Annotated in this window: 16 protein-coding genes and 1 pseudogene; 9 read left to right on the forward strand and 8 right to left on the reverse strand. The window is 72.9% G+C overall.

Features of this window, described 5'->3' with window-relative positions; genetic code table 11:
• The first annotated feature begins 68 nt into the window (after positions 1–68).
• Genes ET495_RS08295 through ET495_RS08320 form a run of 5 tightly spaced genes read left to right on the forward strand, consistent with a single transcriptional unit; the run spans position 69 to position 7,042 of the window.
• Positions 69–1,118, forward strand: a complete 1,050-nt coding sequence (locus tag ET495_RS08295; RefSeq protein ID WP_129204156.1) for a serine/arginine repetitive matrix protein 2 — start codon at positions 69–71, stop codon at positions 1,116–1,118.
• Positions 1,115–1,654 carry a hypothetical protein gene (locus ET495_RS08300; RefSeq protein WP_129204158.1) on the forward strand — a complete coding sequence of 180 codons (540 nt, stop codon included), beginning with the start codon at positions 1,115–1,117 and terminating at the stop codon, positions 1,652–1,654. The genes ET495_RS08295 and ET495_RS08300 overlap by 4 nt, the downstream gene beginning before the upstream one ends.
• Positions 1,651–3,474 (forward strand): type IV secretory system conjugative DNA transfer family protein, encoded by a 1,824-nt coding sequence (locus tag ET495_RS08305; protein WP_129204160.1) that lies wholly within the window; start codon positions 1,651–1,653, stop codon positions 3,472–3,474. Before ET495_RS08300 ends, ET495_RS08305 begins: the two co-directional genes overlap by 4 nt.
• Positions 3,471–3,791, forward strand: a complete 321-nt coding sequence (locus tag ET495_RS08310; RefSeq protein WP_129204162.1) for a hypothetical protein — start codon at positions 3,471–3,473, stop codon at positions 3,789–3,791. The genes ET495_RS08305 and ET495_RS08310 overlap by 4 nt, the downstream gene beginning before the upstream one ends.
• Positions 3,791–7,042, forward strand: a complete 3,252-nt coding sequence (locus tag ET495_RS08320; RefSeq protein WP_162616412.1) for a GntR family transcriptional regulator — start codon at positions 3,791–3,793, stop codon at positions 7,040–7,042. The genes ET495_RS08310 and ET495_RS08320 overlap by 1 nt, the downstream gene beginning before the upstream one ends.
• A gap of 110 nt (positions 7,043–7,152) precedes the next feature.
• On the opposite strand, the pseudogene ET495_RS08325 reads toward ET495_RS08320, so the two are convergent.
• The 6 genes and pseudogenes from ET495_RS08325 to ET495_RS08345 all read right to left on the reverse strand — a co-directional run.
• A pseudogene (locus ET495_RS08325) lies at positions 7,153–7,263 on the reverse strand (IS5/IS1182 family transposase); the annotation flags it as partial.
• 190 nt (positions 7,264–7,453) lie between these two features.
• The gene (locus ET495_RS17630) at positions 7,454–7,627 is read right to left on the reverse strand and encodes a hypothetical protein (RefSeq protein WP_162616413.1); all 174 of its coding nucleotides are present in this window, start codon (positions 7,625–7,627) and stop codon (positions 7,454–7,456) included.
• Positions 7,628–7,630: 3 nt separating this feature from the next.
• Positions 7,631–7,894 carry a PadR family transcriptional regulator gene (locus ET495_RS08330; protein ID WP_245993376.1) on the reverse strand — a complete coding sequence of 88 codons (264 nt, stop codon included), beginning with the start codon at positions 7,892–7,894 and terminating at the stop codon, positions 7,631–7,633.
• A gap of 62 nt (positions 7,895–7,956) precedes the next feature.
• On the reverse strand, positions 7,957–8,643 hold the full coding sequence (locus tag ET495_RS08335; RefSeq protein ID WP_129204170.1) for a response regulator: 687 nt from the start codon (positions 8,641–8,643) through the stop codon (positions 7,957–7,959).
• Positions 8,640–9,062, reverse strand: a complete 423-nt coding sequence (locus ET495_RS08340) for a hypothetical protein (protein WP_129204172.1) — start codon at positions 9,060–9,062, stop codon at positions 8,640–8,642. Before ET495_RS08340 ends, ET495_RS08335 begins: the two co-directional genes overlap by 4 nt.
• Before the next feature lie 373 nt (positions 9,063–9,435).
• A complete protein-coding gene (locus ET495_RS08345; protein ID WP_162616414.1) occupies positions 9,436–10,047 on the reverse strand; it encodes a histidine kinase in 612 nt (203 codons plus the stop codon).
• A gap of 362 nt (positions 10,048–10,409) precedes the next feature.
• On the opposite strand from ET495_RS08345, the gene ET495_RS08350 reads away from it, so the two are divergent.
• The 4 genes from ET495_RS08350 (at position 10,410) to ET495_RS08360 (ending at position 14,494) form a co-directional block, all read left to right on the forward strand.
• Positions 10,410–10,952, forward strand: a complete 543-nt coding sequence (locus ET495_RS08350) for a phosphatase PAP2 family protein (protein ID WP_245993377.1) — start codon at positions 10,410–10,412, stop codon at positions 10,950–10,952.
• A gap of 160 nt (positions 10,953–11,112) precedes the next feature.
• Positions 11,113–11,931, forward strand: a complete 819-nt coding sequence (locus ET495_RS08355) for an ABC transporter ATP-binding protein (protein ID WP_129204177.1) — start codon at positions 11,113–11,115, stop codon at positions 11,929–11,931.
• Entirely contained in the window at positions 11,931–12,722 is a 792-nt protein-coding gene (locus tag ET495_RS18610; protein ID WP_245993378.1) for an ABC transporter permease, read from the forward strand. Before ET495_RS08355 ends, ET495_RS18610 begins: the two co-directional genes overlap by 1 nt.
• Positions 12,707–14,494, forward strand: a complete 1,788-nt coding sequence (locus ET495_RS08360; protein WP_245993379.1) for an FtsX-like permease family protein — start codon at positions 12,707–12,709, stop codon at positions 14,492–14,494. The genes ET495_RS18610 and ET495_RS08360 overlap by 16 nt, the downstream gene beginning before the upstream one ends.
• A 200-nt stretch (positions 14,495–14,694) precedes the next feature.
• Here the strand turns inward: ET495_RS08360 and ET495_RS17635 are convergent, their stop codons facing one another.
• Together ET495_RS17635 and ET495_RS18105 are read right to left on the reverse strand one after the other, a co-directional pair.
• Positions 14,695–14,937, reverse strand: a complete 243-nt coding sequence (locus ET495_RS17635) for a VapC50 family PIN domain-containing toxin (protein WP_162616415.1) — start codon at positions 14,935–14,937, stop codon at positions 14,695–14,697.
• Between the two features lie 260 nt (positions 14,938–15,197).
• A complete protein-coding gene (locus ET495_RS18105) occupies positions 15,198–15,392 on the reverse strand; it encodes a hypothetical protein (protein ID WP_211340940.1) in 195 nt (64 codons plus the stop codon).
• Positions 15,393–15,491 lie beyond the last annotated feature (99 nt).

A 15,491-nucleotide genomic window follows, 5' to 3' on the forward strand; every position in this document is an offset into this window, starting at 1 on the left:
TCTGCATGATCGGGCCCTGGAATGTGATCGGCACACCTACATGACGTCCCCGATCGTGGAGGCTCGTCATGGAGTTCGACCGTTCCTCGCTCTCGGAGCGTGATGCCAAACTCGATGCCGTTCACGAGCGTCTCGCGCGGGCTGTCGAGGACCTGACGTCGGCTGAGGACTGGCGTCGTATGGCGGTGTTCGCGGCGAGGTGGCCGGCCCGGTCGTGGGCGAACAACCTGCTGATCCTGGTGCAGCATCGCGCGGCGTTCGAGGCGGGCCTGGTCCCGTTCCCGGATCCGGTGTACCCGGCGGGGTACGGGCAGCTGAAGGCGATGGGGTATCAGGTTCGCCGCGGGCAGCATGGGTACGCGATCCTGGCGCCGGTCACGCAGCGGCTGGTGGCCCGTAATCCGGACACAGGCCCGTGGCGGGCACTGGAGCGTTCCGAGAAGCCTGCACCTGGGGAGACGGTGCGGACCCGGCTGGTCGGGGTGCGTCCTGCGACGGTCTTCGATGTCACGCAGACGGACTTCGACGTCGACTCGCTGCCCAAGCCTCCCCCGTTGTTGGTGGGAGCGGCTCCGCCCGGGCTGTGGGACGGCCTGGCCGTCCAGGTCGCCGAGCGCGGGTTCCGGCTCGCGCTCGTGGCGGACGCTGACGCGCTCGGCGGAGCGAACGGCCTGACGAGCTACCGCGACCTGGTCGTCTCGGTGCGCGGGGACATGGACGGTGCGGCGAGGGTCAAGACGCTGGCGCACGAGCTGGCGCACGTGATGCTGCACGGGCCGGACAACCCGGACGGGCTGGCGCACCGGTCGGTCGCGGAGGTCGAGGCGGAGACGGTCGCGCTGATGGTGGGTGCGGCGCATCAGATGGACACGAGCACGTACACGGTGCCGTATGTGTCGACGTGGGCGTCGCGGGTCGAGGGCAAGACGCCGGTCGAGGTCGTCCTGGAGACCGCGGAGCGGTCCCGCAGGGCCGCCGCCACCGTCCTGGACCGCCTCGACACCGTGCAGGTAGGCCGCATCGAGCTTCCCGCCCGGCGCCCGGCACCCCGGCCGCCCGATCCGGCGCAGGCACCGGCGGTCGCGCCGGCACCTGTCGTGGACGGAGCACAGCCATGAAGCACCCTGAGCAGTCCGCTGTCACGTTGCGTCGTGCCACGATCACGGTGCTCGACGACGGCTCCCTTGCCGTGACCCTGGACGGTGAACCGTTCGACGGGGCCGCCGAGTGGCTCGCGGTCGGGGAGCCCGCGATCCGTGCCGTGCTGCCCGCCCTGGCGGGCGCGGCCGGTCAGACGGTGCGGGTCGACATCCACCTGCCGGGCGGGCGCCACCTGGTCGAGTACCTCACCCCCGACGACGTCGGCGACGGGGATGCCCCGGCTTCGGCGTCGCCACCGGCCGGGGCGCAGCCTGTGCGCCGTTCGGGTGGCGGGACGGTGTTCGGGGTCGCGGAGCAGGGTTTCCGGCCGGGTGAGGTGGTCTCGGTCGCCGTTGTCGTCGCCGCGACGCACGCCGACGCGACAGGTCTGGCGACGTTGCGGATGCCGCCTGGGCTCCTCGCGGGTCGCCCGCTGGAGCTGATGCTCCTCGGGCACACCTCGGGTGTCGTCGTCGTGCACGACCCGCACGCCATCCCTCAGGTCGCGGCGTGAACGCCGGGCGGCCCGTGCCGGGCGGGAACGGCGCGCTGGGGAACGTCGCGATCGGCGTCGTGGTGGCCGGGCTCGCCCTGGCCGCGCTGCTGCGCGCGGCGGCATCAGTGGCCGCGTTCGTCACCGGTCGGGAGCCGCCGAGCGGGGGTCTTGCCGAGAGCCTGCACGTCCTGACCCGGCCCGGGGTGCCCGGTCAGGTGTTCGACGTGGCCGGCCTGGACCCGGTCACGTACTGGACGTCCGTCACCCTTCTTGCTCTGGCCGCGGGTGCCCTGCTCGCCGCCGGGTGGCGGGTCGTAGGCCCCGGTGCCCGGGCGGACGGGTTCGCGACCCGCGGCGACATCGCCCGGCACGCCTCGGCCCGCGCCCTGTTGAAGCGGTCAGCGCACCTGCGCCCCTCCGTGCACCGCCCGTCCCCGGGCGACGTCGGGTACCTGCTGGGGCGGGTGAACGGGAGGCGGGTGTGGGCGTCGGTCGAGGACTCCTTCCTGGTCATCGGCCCGCCACGCATGGGCAAGGGCGAGCACCTGGTCATCAACGCCGTCCTGGACGCACCGGGCGCCGTGGTCACGACCTCAACCCGCCCCGACACTCTCGCCGTCACCCTCGAGGCGCGCCGCCGTCGCGGCCCCGTCGCGGTGTTCGACCCGCAGGGCCTCGCTGCGGGGCTGCCGGCCGGGTTGCGGTGGTCCCCGATCCGCGGGTGCCAGGACGAGGCCGTCGCCTCGTTGCGGGCGCGCGGGCTCGCCTCGACGACGGGGTTCGGGGGAAACGACACCGACAACGGCGGGTACTGGCAGGGCCTGACCAAGACCGTCCTGGAGTGCCTGCTGCACGCCGCCGCGCTCGCCGGGCGCACGGCCGCCGACCTGTACATGTGGTCCAAGACGCCGTCCGCGGCAGCCGAGGCCGTCGCGATCCTGTCCGCGCACGAGCATGCCGCACCACGGTGGGCGGCAGCGTTGAACGCGCAGATCAACGCCGACCCGCGCACCCGCGACTCCGTGTGGGGCGGGGTGTCCCTGGCGTTGGCGTCCTTGAACACGCGCGCGGTCATGGACGCCGTGACCCCGCCGGCCGGGCAGGAGTTCGACCCCGAGACGTTCCTGGGCGCGAACGGCACCGTCTACCTGCTCGCCACCTCGGCCGGGTCCGGTGGGGTCGCCCCGCTGGTGGCCGCGTTCATCGAGGACCTCACCGAGACCGCTCGGCGCCTCGCGGCTCGCTCCCCCGGCCAGCGCCTCGACCCGCCCCTGCTGCTCGCGCTCGACGAGATCGGCAACCTCGCCCCCCTGCCCACGCTGCACCAGCTCATGTCCGACGGCGGAGGGTCCGGGATCACGGTCATGCCGGTGCTGCAGTCCTGGGCGCAGGCCCGCAACGCGTGGGGTGAGCACAGGGCCGGAGCGATCTGGGACGCCGCCATCGTCAAGATCCACCTCGGCGGTTCCGCCGTCGCACGCGACCTGCAAGACCTCTCCGCCCTCCTCGGCGACCACGACGAGACCACCCGGTCGCGCACCTTCGGCCCCGACGGCACCACCTCCTCCCAGGAGTCGGTGCGCCGCGTACCGGTCATGTCCCCGCAAGCACTGCGGGCCATCGAGCGCGGCAAGGGGCTCATCCTGCTGCGCTCGGTCGCCCCGATGATCGCCACCCTGCGCCCCTGGCGCCGCCGGCCCGACGCGAGACAGCTCCTGGCCGACCAGGCCGCCACCGAGGCCGCGCTGCGCGCACCCGCGTCATCCACAACCCCGTCCCAGCCCACCCCGCACCCCGTCACACGTGCGCTCACTGGACCTCGAGAGGACACACCATGACCCACCCGCTGAGCGTCGAGCACTACGCGACCTACGCCCGCGCCCGGTCCGCGCTGCGCGCCCTCGACCTCGGCGCCCCGACCCGACCCCTGGGGTGGGGGTACCGGGACGTCGTCCAGCTCCTCGACCTGCTCCACCTCGACGAGGGCATCACCCACATCTTCGAGGTCGACGCGCCCCGCCCCGACCTCGTCGCCGGCGCCCGCACCGCGATCACCGCACTGACCGCGTTCGGCAAGCCGCCCGCCGCGCTCGACGCCGTCGTCGCCGCGCTCGACGCCGCCTACGCCGCCGAGCTGGCCGCCCAGGACGCGTGATGTACGGGCAGCGCATCGACGAGCTGCTCGACGCGCTCGACGCGCTGACCCACGACTTCCGCGATGTCGGGCAGGACCTCGGCGGGCCGGGGAACCCCGTGCCCGGCCGCGCGGACCTCATCGCCCAGGTCACCCGGCTGCACCAGCCCATCGCGCGCGCCGTCGCGCTGCTGGCCCACCACGCCGCCGAGGAAGATGCCCGCCTCACCGCCGACGACACCTACCAGCGGCTCGCCCGCGCGGCTGCCGCACGTCACGGCGCCAGGGCCGCCGCGGGGGTCGCCGCCCGCCAGGCAGCCCCCGCCCCCCGCGAACCCGTCCGTGACCGAGCCGTCCCGGGCCGGGCCGTGGGTGCGGTCCCCGAGCACGACAGACCACCGGCACGCCCCGCGATCACCGATGAAGCCCGGATCGACGAGGCCCGCAAACGGGTCACGAACCAGTTCCTGACCGGGTCGGACCTGACAGCCGCGAACGCTGCCGCACGCACAGTGCGCGCCTACCCGTCCCTGGCCGCCAGGTCGACGACACCCCTGGCCGGCGCCGCCCGCGACCTGCGCACCGCCACGAGCAGCCCGGACCGGCCCGCGCTGCACGCGGGGGACCTCGACGTCGTCGTGCACCCGATGGTTGCCCGGTGGCGCGACGCGGCCCGCGCGGCGATCCTCCTGACCGACCAAGAGCTTCCCGCCCTCGGGCCCCTGACCAGCACACAGGTCGCCGCTCTCGCAGCCGACGCCGCACTCCTACGCGACGCCCTGACCTCCCTCGCCGCCGGGTGGGAGAAGAACCTGCACGACCACGGCGAGACCCTGACCTGGCCGGACCTGCCCGCCGTCCCGGCCCTCTCGGCCAGCCCGGACTGGGGCATCGACCGGCTCGGCTGGACCCCACCACGACCGCCGCGAACCCGCCCCGGCCGACGCGACGGCGTCGCCGAGACCCTCTGGGCGCTCGAGACCCTTGCCGCCGGCCTCCACGCGGCGACCCCGCACGCCCGCGCCGCCACCGAGGCCGCCGCATCCCTGACCCGCATCAGTGAGCACGCCACCACCCTCGGCCGGCACCCGCGCGTGTGGTCCGCCCGCGTCGGAGTCTTCGAGTCCCTGTGGCTGCGCCTCCAGGACGTCCACTCCGGGGCCGGCGCCCAGCAAGGCGTCCTGCTGGCCATCGACGCCGCCAACGCCTTCGCCGACGTCCGCGCCCTGGCCCCCGACGAGGAGACCGCACTGCTCGACGCCGTCGCGGCCACCAGCGCCGCCCTGCACGCCGCGGTCAGCCACGCGACCCGCACCCACCTGTACGCCGTCATCACCGACTACCGCATCGGCCCCGTCGTGCGAGCCACCCGGCAGCTGCTGCCCGTCTACCAGCTCGCGACCCCCGAACACGCCCCCGACCTCAACGACGCCATCGACGCCCTGCAACCCCTCCCCACGGTCGACCGCCCGAACCCCGACCCCACGGCAGGCCGAGCCACTCCGCAGGGAACCCGCGTCGCGGGTGGCGTCCGCGACCGCCTGAGCCGACGGCTTCGCACCTACGCCGAAGCCGTGCCACCGGCCCCCGTCCCGACCTCGCCGCCCACCGACCCTGCCGTCGCGCGCGCCTACCGGCGGATCCGCACGCGCATCGCCGACAACGCCCACCAAGGCCCGCTGCCTCCGCTGGCCACCCTCGCGCGCGACACCTCCGGGCGTCGTCCAGGCCGGAGCGCGGCGACGCTCGCTGTCGCCCACCTCGTCGCCGACGGCCACGCCACACTCACCGAGCACCACGCCCCCGACGGCGGCGCACTGGCCGTCACCATCGGCGCCCGCACCACCAAGGCCACCTACGCGACCATCTACACCCAGCTGCGCACCCAGATCGAGAACGGCCTCTACACCGGCCGCCTGCCGCGCACCAAAGACCTCGCGGCCGAGCACGGCGTCACCACGACAGTCATCCACCACGCCGCCGCAGCCCTGGCCCGCGACGGGCTCGTGTACCGCGTGCGCGGGTCCGTCGGCGGCGGCACCTACGTCGCACCCCGCCCCACCGCCGCCCCACCACCACTGTGGCGCATCATCCGCGACGACCTGCGCACCCGCATCACCACCGGCACCCTCACCGGCCAGATCCCGAGCCTGGACCAGCTCGCCCGCGACTACGGCGCAAGCACCTCGACCATCCACCGGGCCATCAGCCACCTGACCACCGACGGCCTGCTCTACCAGCGCCTCGCCGGCCCCGACCACGGCGGCACGTTCGTCATCGGCCCCGACGACCCTCTCCCCGAGCCGCAGTGGCGCCCACTCCACGACACCCTACGCACGGCGATCCTCGACCAGACCCTCACCGGAGACCTGCCCACACCCGCCACCCTCGCCCGCCAGCACGACGTCGACCCGCTCGTCGCCGCGACCGCCGTCGCCCGTCTCGCCGCCGAGGGCCTCGTCTACCACCGCATCAGCGGCAACCGGCGCGGCCTGGCCATCACCCCGCGCACCGACCGGCCGAACACCACCCGCGCCCACGCGATCTACACCGACCTGCGCGCCACCATCATCGACGGCACCGCCACCGGCCGCCTGCCGTCTCGCACCCAGCTCGCCCGCGAGTACGGCACCAGCACCGGCCCGCCCGGCGAAGCCATCCGCCGCCTCGTCGCCGAGGGCCTGGCCCGCACCGTCACCGGAACCGGCCCGAGCGCCGGAACGTTCGTCGCGACCGCACCACCCGAACCGCCGCGACCCGGCACGCCCTGGACAAAGATCCACGACCTCATCCGCGACCGCATCACCGACGGCACCTACACCGGCCGCCTCCCGCGCCCGCGCGACCTCGCCGCCGAACACCACGTCAGCACCACCACGATCTACAAGGCACTACGACGCCTGGCCGCCACCGGCCGCGTCCAGACCGTCAACGACGGCGCCCGCTCCGGCACCTACGCCATCACACCCGACGCCGAACCCGCACCGACGACCCGGTGGCGCATCTACGACGACCTGCGCGCCCGCATCCAACGCGGCGACCTCACCGGCCGGCTCCCCACGCACGCGACCCTCGCCGCGCACTACGGCACGAGCACCAAACCCATCGCGTTCGCCGTGCACGCCCTCGCCCACGAAGGCCTCCTCGACGTGCGCCCCGGCCACGGCACCTCCGTCGTGCCCCGCACACCACCGCGGCCCGGAACAACGCGCGGCCAGGCCTCACCGCACGACGGTCTCCCCCCGGCACCCGCTGCGGGTCCAGACCTGTGAGTGGCGAAACGACTCTGCGGTGGCTCTCAGCGTGTCTGTGAACGTGGTCAGCGGGTCAGGCGGCTGAGCTGCCAGGTGGAGGCGGCCCAGACCATGGCTTCATGGGTGACGGGGAGTGCTTCGAAGTCGCGCACGAGGCGGCGGTGCTTGACCAGCCACCCGAAAGTGCGTTCCACGACCCAGCGGCGGCGCAGCAGGACGAACCCCTTGCCAGCGTCTGGGCGGATGACCGGCCATGGTCAGCCCCCAGGTCAGTTTGGCGCCCTCGACGAACCGGCCGGCGTACACGCCGTCGGCTCAGACGAGCTCGATCGTGGAGAACGTCTCGCGTAGTGCCGCGGTGATCCTGAGCGCGCCGTCGCAGTGACCCGCCACTGTGCTTCGCCGGGCGAACCGTCCCCGGCGAGGGCGTCACGTAGCCGGGCGGCGTGGGCTGCCGGCGTGCAGAGCGCCGCGACAAGGATCGACCCCCGCACCGGCGAACTCGTCGAGCTGGGCCGACGGCGTGTCGATCGCACGCTCGCGGACCGGCTGGGGCAAGTCGATGAGCCGCGCGCGGACGGTGTCGAGGTAGTCCTTAGCCACAGGTCATCCCTTCCTCAGGATGTCGGGCATCGCGAAGCTCAGGTGGGACCACGCCGCTGCGCCGTCGGCCAGCAACGCGTCGCCATCGGCGGTCAGCCGGTAGTACTTGCGCGGCGGCCCGCCGGGCGACTCCGACCATCGGGTGCTCACCAGCCCCGCCTTGTCGAGCCGGGCGAGCAACGGGTACACCGTGCCCGGCGTCGCACTGAGCGCCGGATAGGCGCCGAGGCTCTCGATGATCTCGATCGCATAGCGCCAAGCGGACACGTCGCACGGTGATCGCACGTCGCCCGGCGATGACGGCGAGGGTGGCCGTGGTGGCCGGCGGGTCAGGACTGAGCGAGCGGGTCGCCGGCCCGGGCTGCGAGGAGTGCCGCCTCGACCCGGTTGCGTGCGCCGGTCTTGCGCAGGATCGCGGTGACGTGGACCTTCACGGTGCCCTCGGCGAGGAAGAGCAGGTTGGCGATCTCTGTGTTGGAGCGCCCGTCACCGATCAGGGCGATCACCTGCTGCTCGCGGTGGGTGAGCCGAGCGACCAGGCGCACGGCCTCCTCGCGGCGCGCGAGACCTCGCCCGAGTCCAGCGTCGAGGATCTTGCGGGAGATCGACGGGGAGAACCAGGCGCCACCGGTGGCGACCGCGTGGACGGCCAGGAGTAGCTCGCGCGGGTCCCCGGACTTGAGTACGAACCCGTCGGCCGCGTGACGCATCGCCCCCGCGACGTACTCGTCCTCGCCGAACGTGGTGACCATGAGGCAGGGCAGCGCGCCGAACAGCCGCCGGACCTCGGCCAGGGCCGAGAGCCCGTCCGCGGAGGGCCCGTCTTCCGAGGATCCACCGCCCATGCGCACGTCGAGCAGGACGACGTCGGGGCGGTATGCCTGGATCGCCGGGACCACCTCGGCGCCCGAGGCGCACTGGGCCACGACGCGCAGGTCGTCGTCGGTCTCGAGGATTGCGACGATCCCGGCGCGCACGAGCGGTTCGTCGTCGGCGACCAGGAGGCGCAGCGTCATCGGGCGGCTCCTTCCACCAGGGCCGTCGAGACGACCAGGTCCTGGTCCCAGCAGATCTCGTAGGCGTCCTCGAACTCGTCCGCGAACGGGTTGGTGGTGATGGCGAAGTAGTCGCAGCCGGGGCGGCCGCCGTCCGGCCGCGGCAAGGTGTACCTGGGCAGCAGGTGGCCGATGTCGGTGCGCGCGTCGCCGACGCGGATCTGCCCGAACTGTTCCGCCGTGAGCAGCGCGCGGTCGGCTTCTCGGCTGTTGGCCACCGCGAGCCCGACAGTCACCGCACCGAGGGTCACGGCCGGGATGGCGATCGCGGCGCCGACCAGGATCGTCCCGCGTCGTCGCGCCCGGCTCAGGCCCGCCACCAGCCCGCGCGCCGAGTCCGGGGCCGGAGACTGCACTTGCCGACCGGTCTCGCCGAGCATGCGGGGAACCTCGCTCGAAGAGTGAACCGGCCCTCACGGGCTTCGACGTCGAGCATGCCGCCCGCCGCCATGACCCGGGACTGGAGCGAACGAAGCCCCGTGCCACCCGTCCGGGGCGCCTGCTCCCCTCTGGCCGCTGAGGTCGGATTCGACACTGTGACCACCACCCACGGACCGTCGTCCTCGACCCGCACCGTCACGGGCTGCGACGGAGCATGACGCAGCGCATTCGTCAGGCCCTCGCGCACGACGGACGCGGCGAGGACTGCGGCCTGCTGCGCGACCCCGCCGAGCCTCTTCTGACCGGTCATGGTGACGTCGGCACCGGCGAGGCGGGCGTCACAGACCAGCCCAGCGACGTCGGGAGGATCCGCTACGACGCGACCCACCCGCCCCCGGGCTCGGAGGCACCGCGCAGGCTCCGCACGGACACGCCGAGCCGTTCGACGGCCTCGCCCACCTGAGACCGGGCCAGCCCGATCGAGCTCCTCGTGGCGCCTGTCAGAGCACGGTCGAGCTCGAGCCGTCCCAAGTTCAACGCCACCAGGCTCAATGCGTGTCCCACGTCGTCGTGAAGCTGCTCAGCGAGCCGCAGGCGCTCGTGCGCGAGCTGGGACTCCAGACGCTGCTCGCGCGCCTCATGCTCGCGCACGACGGCAGCCGCCGCGCTCGACTCCAGGTCCCGTCGCCCGCGCCACGCCACCGCCACCAGCCAGGGCAGCACCCCGGCGCACAACCCGCGGGCCACGGCGATCAGCACATCGCTGACCAGCACCGTGCCGCTCAGCGCGAGGACCGCCCCCGCCATCACCGCCACACCGCAGGCCGCAAGCCCCCATCGCAGGCCGGTGCCGAACCAGCCGATGACCACAGCCACGAAGGCCAGCGGCACAAGCCACCACGGCGCGACCCCCGCGAAGATGAACAACACGACGAGGGCGGCCGCCCCCCAGGGCTCGGCACGCGTCATAGACCCACGACTCACACCCCCATCGTCGGCGCCCGGCACCCACACTGCGTCATCCCGCGGCACGACATGACCGGCCAGCTGATACCACCACGGTCATACCCGGTTCCTGACCAGCGGCAGATGGATGCCCCGCGGACGGTTCCTAGCGTCGTTGACATGCCCAGATTCGCTGCTACCGCTGCCCCCGACACGGGCTTCGCGGCCCGCTCGCCTCCGCCGCCGTACTCACAATCCTCACCGCGATCACCTACGCGCCCCGGGCTTCGCTGTTCACCCATCTCACCGAATCGGTCAACGGGTCTCGCGTCGAGGATCTCGTCGTACGGCTCGCCGACAAGGGGTTGCTGCTTCTAGTTGCCACCGCCGGAATCCTCGCCGTGGTCACCTGGCTGCGCGACCGTCCCGGGTTCCTGCGGCTCGCCGTCGGCGGGCTCGGCGCGATCGTCTCCTACGCCACCAGCGAGGCCGTCAAGACCCTCGTGGCCCAGCCGCGCCCCTGTCACACCCTCGACGTCGTCACCGCGCTCACCTGCCCAACGGCCACCGACTGGTCCTGGCCCAGCAACCACGCCACGATCGCAGGGTCGATCGCCGTCGCGTGCCTCCTCGTCGCACCCCGCCTCTGGCCACTGCTGGTTCCACTCGCCGCAATCGTGGCCACCGCACGCGTCGGCGCAGGAGTCCACTACCTGCACGACATCACCGCAGGCCTCGCCCTCGGCACCCTCATCACCGCGCTCATCAGCACCTACGCCACCCCTGCGCTCGCCCGCATCCCCTTGGTGCAGCGGGCGACGCGTCGATCAGCGCCCCGCGCTGATCCTCCTCGTCGCCGCGCGATCTCGACAGGTGCACTGCACGTGCCACCCACCGCCCACCCAGAGGAAGGGTCGACGAGCCGGGGGCTGCTCGGCGGGTGACAGAGCCTGCCGCCGGAGGCTGACGGCTCGCGTCGCCCAGCCAACCTAGGGATGCCCGTGGCCGGATGGGGAGCAGCCTCCGGGGCGACGCCGGCGGTTGCCTGCAGTTCGCAGTCTCGTACCACCTTCACCCTTCCTCCCATTCCACCCGGAGCTATCTGTGGACACCACCGTGTTCGTCCCGTTCGGCGAGACCCTCGCCAGCAGCCGCGGCCTCGCCGCAGTCCGAGCCCGCTTGCTCGCCAAGACCTATGGTCATGGCGCCGCCGAGGTGCGTGCGCTCGACGCCGTCGACGTCGACTTCGAGGCCGGCAAGTTCACCGCGATCATGGGCCCCTCAGGCTCGGGCAAGTCGACCCTCATGCAACTGCTCGCCGGCCTCGACTCCGCCACCAGCGGGCAGGCGTTCATTGGTGCCACCGAGCTGACCGGGCTGGGCGACAAGCAGCTCACCCTGCTGCGCCGCGACCGCATCGGGTTCGTGTTCCAGCAGTTCAACCTGCTGCCGATGTTCACCGCCGAAAAGAACATCACCCTTCCGGTCGAGCTCGCGGGCGGCACGGTGAACCGCCAGTGGTTCGACACCCTGGTGCGCAAGCTCGGCATCGAGGATCGCCTCACGCACCGCCCCTCGGAGATGTCCGGGGGACAGCAGCAGCGCGTCGCCATCGCCCGTGCCCTGATCGCCAAGCCCGACGTCGTCTTCGCCGACGAACCCACCGGCAACCTCGACTCGCGCTCAGGCGCGCAGGTGCTCGCGTTCCTGCGCCGCTCGGTGCGCGACCTGGGCCGCACCATCATCATGGTCACCCACGACCCCGCTGCGGCGGCCTACGCGGACCGCGTCGTGCTGCTCGCCGACGGCCGGATCGCCGGTGAGGTCAGCGACCCGACCCCTGATGCGGTCCTCGCAGGCCTGGACGCCCTGCGCTCGCTCGAAGCCCCGCTGGACGAGTCCGCCGCGGGAGCCGTGGCCTGATGCTGACCCTGACCCTGGCGCAGATGCGCCGCTCGCTGCCCCGCCTCACGGCCGCCGGCATCGCCATCGTCATCGGCGCAGCGTTCGTCGCCGCCACCCTGCTCGCCGGCAACCTCATCACCCGCGCCACCTACGACGCGATCGCCGCGCAGTACGCGCACGCCGACCTCGTGATCGAGGTTCCCGACGGGGCAGCACTGACCGACGCCGACGTCGAGGCGGCCCGCACCACGCCCGGCGTAGCCGTCGCGGCCGGCACACTGCAGTCCCTCCAGTCGCTGGCGAGCGGCGCGCGCACCATCTATCAGGCCGTCATCCCGACCGCGCCCGACCCCCGCCTGATACCCCTGACGCTCGCCGACGGCGACTGGCCGGCAGGCCCAGGGCAGATCGCACTCCCGCCGGACGTGGCCGACCGGCTCGGCGTCGACGTCGGCGACGCCGTCAAACTGGACTCGACGAGCCAGGCCCAGGACTCCCAGGTGGTCACGGTCACCGGGCTGGTCAACGACCCGAGGAACGCCTACGGCGGCCAGGGCGGAGCCGCGGTGATGGACGCCGCCGCGCTGCACGCGCTGGTCACCGCTCAGGCCGGCGGCTACCCCGACGCCGTCGCCTACACCGACGTCGCCGTCGTCCTGGCGGGCCGCGCCGACATCGAGGCCGTCCGTACCGCGCTGCGCGACGCCGTACCGACGGCAAGCGGTGTCGTTACCCCCGACGAGCACGCCCAGGCGAAAGCCGACGCGATGACCGGGGCGACAACGTCATCTTCGTGGTGTTCGTCCTAACATTCGCTGCGATCGCGCTCGTGGTGGCCGGGCTGGTGATCGCCAACACGTTCCAGGTGCTAGTCGCTCAGCGCACCCGGACCCTCGCGCTCCTGCGCGCGGTCGGCGCCAGCAAGCGCCAGGTCGGCCAGAGCGTCCTGGTGGAGGCCGCGGCGCTCGGTCTCGCGGCATCGGCGCTCGGCGTGCTGGCCGGCTGCGGCCTGGGCCAGACCGCTCTGTCCATCGCCCGCCGGAGTGAGGCCGCGGTCTTCATGCCTGCCACGATCAATGTCACCTGGCAGGTGGTCGTCGCCCCGCTCCTGGCGGGTGTCGCCGTGACCGTCCTCGCTGCGCTCGCGCCCGCACTCGCCGCCACCCGAGTCGCGCCGCTGGCCGCAATGCGTCCCGACGACGGCCCCGCTGCCGACAAGAGGACGTCCGGCCGCGTCCGGCTCGTGGCGTCGCTGCTGGCGGTCGTCGCGGGGTTGGCCCTCCTGGGCCTGGGCGCGTGGCTCGGCACAGCGCGAGCAGAGGTGAACTCCGGGCTCGTCGCCGGTGTGACCGGCGGCACGATCTCCTTCGTGGGCGTCGCCGTCTCGGCCGTGTACTGGCTGCCACACGTGGCCTCATGGTCGGGGCACCTCATCGGCCTGACTGGGCCGACAGCCCAGCTCGCCGCCGCGAACACCCGGCGCAATCCGCGACGCACCACGGCGACGTCGACGGCACTGCTCATCGGCGTCACCCTCGTCACCACGATGTCCACGGGTGCCGCCAACGCCCGCGCGAGCCTGGACGGCGTCCTCGACAAGAGGTACCCCATCGACCTGCTGGTCCAGTCGAGTGGCTACGAACTGGACGGCGCGCTCACGGCGCTGCCGCCGGACGTCGTCGCGGCGGTCAGGAGGACCAACGCTGTGACCGCGATGGTGCAACCGCTCGACGCCACCCTCACGCTCGCTGGTGCAACCGCGATCGGTCGCGACCCAGCCGATATCACGGCGATGGGCATCGACCCAGCCGCCGGGCAGACGACGCTCACGGACGACTCGATCATCGCGGGCCTGGCACCCGGCGTCGTCGTCGTCCCGCCCTCCCAGGCTAAGGCGTGGCGCATCACGGCCGGTGACGACGTCACGCTGAGCGGGCCGGACGGGACGATTACGCTCACCGCTGCGGTGGCCGGCGAAGACGGCCCAGGCGCCTGGATCCTGGATCCGGCAGACCTCAATGTCGTCGCCGCACAAACCGCCTCCAGCCAAATGTGGGCGTCGCTGCGCAACGGCGCCGACGACGTCGCGGCCATCCAGGACGCGATCTCCGAGACCGGCAAAGCCGTCGTCGTCGCTGGAGTCGCGGTCCAGCGCGAGTCGTTCCAGGACGTCATCGACACTGTCCTCGGCGCGGTCCTGGGCCTGCTGGCGGTCGCCGTCGTCATCGCCCTGATCGGCGTGGCCAACACCCTGTCGCTGTCGGTCTTCGAGCGACGCCGCGAGTCGGCCACGCTCCGAGCCATCGGCGTCACCCGCGGCCAGCTACGCCGGATGGTTGCCGTAGAGGGCATGCTCATCTCCGGCGTCGGCGCAGCCCTCGGTATCACGACCGGACTGCTCTATGGGTGGTGCGGAGCAATGGCGGCACTCGGCGCCTTAGGAGACGTGCGCTTCGAGACACCGTGGCGCGACATTGCACTCACGATCGTCATCGCTCTGGTCGCGGGCCTTGTCGCCTCCGTACTGCCCGGCCGCTCAGCGGCCAAGCCCTCCCCCGTTGAGGCACTCGCCACCGAGTAGCACGCCCGGGCGGTTGGTACTGGTGTCAACGGCTGGTGAATCCGGGTTCGTCCTGCTGCGCCGCCGCTGGGTCGTGGAACGCACCTCTGGGTGGCTGGTCAACCAACGCCGCCTCCTGCGTGTTCACAGGCACGCTCTCAGCGGAGCCGCGCTCGCGCCGCGGACGCGAACCACGGGACCCCGGCAAGGTCGAGTGCCGTTCACACGTCGGCGACGCTGGCCGGCGGGCGTCGCATCACCGCGGCCTGCTCGACGATCACCGCCAGGCTGCCACGCGGATCCAGGTCGAGCTGATCGAGCAGGAACTCGTCCGGCGAGAGCGGATCGATGCCCAGCGGCGCGAGCGCCTCACGAGGGAAGTCGTCAAGGTTGCGCGTCACCACAGGGTCGGTGCGGCCCCGGACGGCGGCAGCCACACCGTGCCGGTCGTCCGGGTCGGGCACCGCAAGCCTGCCGCGAGCGGTTCCCATCCGTGCACGCACGCGTCATCGAAGACCTCGGTCAAGGCGCGCAGACGGGACTCGGTCCGGGACGGGGCCAGGTCCGGGCGCACGGCCCGCATCGCGCGCCGCACGTCATCAAGGACCTTTTCGCTCCACACCGGGCGGAACAGGTCCCGCGCGGCAAGCCGCAGAGGTGTGTCGGCGAGCGCGACGGGGACCAGGACGTTCGCGTCTAGCAGCGCGGTGAACGACGCCACGCCTCACCCCCGATGCCGGGCGCGGTCCAGGGCGTCCGCGTAGTCGCCCGCAGACTGACCGGAGAGGTCGTCCTCGCCCGCCTGACGCGTCATCTCCTCCAACCCGAGCCGGCGCGCGACCCGGCGCCGGTCCCGGAACTCCGGCACATCGCTCAGCCGCAGCCGGCGATGCCGCCCCACCCCCGCCGGAGGCAGCACCGGACGTTCCAGCCGCGCAGCGTCCTCGACGACACGAACCCACCCCAGCCACAACTCGCAAGAATCGAACCCCCGGTGCTGTCACCGGCATCGCGCCGC

Origin of the sequence: Xylanimonas allomyrinae, from assembly GCF_004135345.1 — a bacterium.
Taxonomy (GTDB): Bacteria; Actinomycetota; Actinomycetes; order Actinomycetales; family Cellulomonadaceae; genus Xylanimonas; species Xylanimonas allomyrinae.

Bases quoted from the DNA above. Each gene is read 5' to 3' on its own strand.
- ET495_RS08320 (WP_162616412.1), top strand. From the start codon at position 3,791: ATGTACGGGCAGCGCATCGACGAGCTGCTCGACGCGCTCGACGCGCTG.
- ET495_RS08310 (WP_129204162.1), top strand. From the start codon at position 3,471: ATGACCCACCCGCTGAGCGTCGAGCACTACGCGACCTACGCCCGCGCC.
- ET495_RS08335 (WP_129204170.1), bottom strand. From the start codon at position 8,643: ATGACGCTGCGCCTCCTGGTCGCCGACGACGAACCGCTCGTGCGCGCC.
- ET495_RS08295 (WP_129204156.1), top strand. From the start codon at position 69: ATGGAGTTCGACCGTTCCTCGCTCTCGGAGCGTGATGCCAAACTCGAT.
- ET495_RS08340 (WP_129204172.1), bottom strand. From the start codon at position 9,062: ATGCTCGGCGAGACCGGTCGGCAAGTGCAGTCTCCGGCCCCGGACTCG.
- ET495_RS08300 (WP_129204158.1), top strand. From the start codon at position 1,115: ATGAAGCACCCTGAGCAGTCCGCTGTCACGTTGCGTCGTGCCACGATC.
- ET495_RS18610 (WP_245993378.1), top strand. From the start codon at position 11,931: ATGCTGACCCTGACCCTGGCGCAGATGCGCCGCTCGCTGCCCCGCCTC.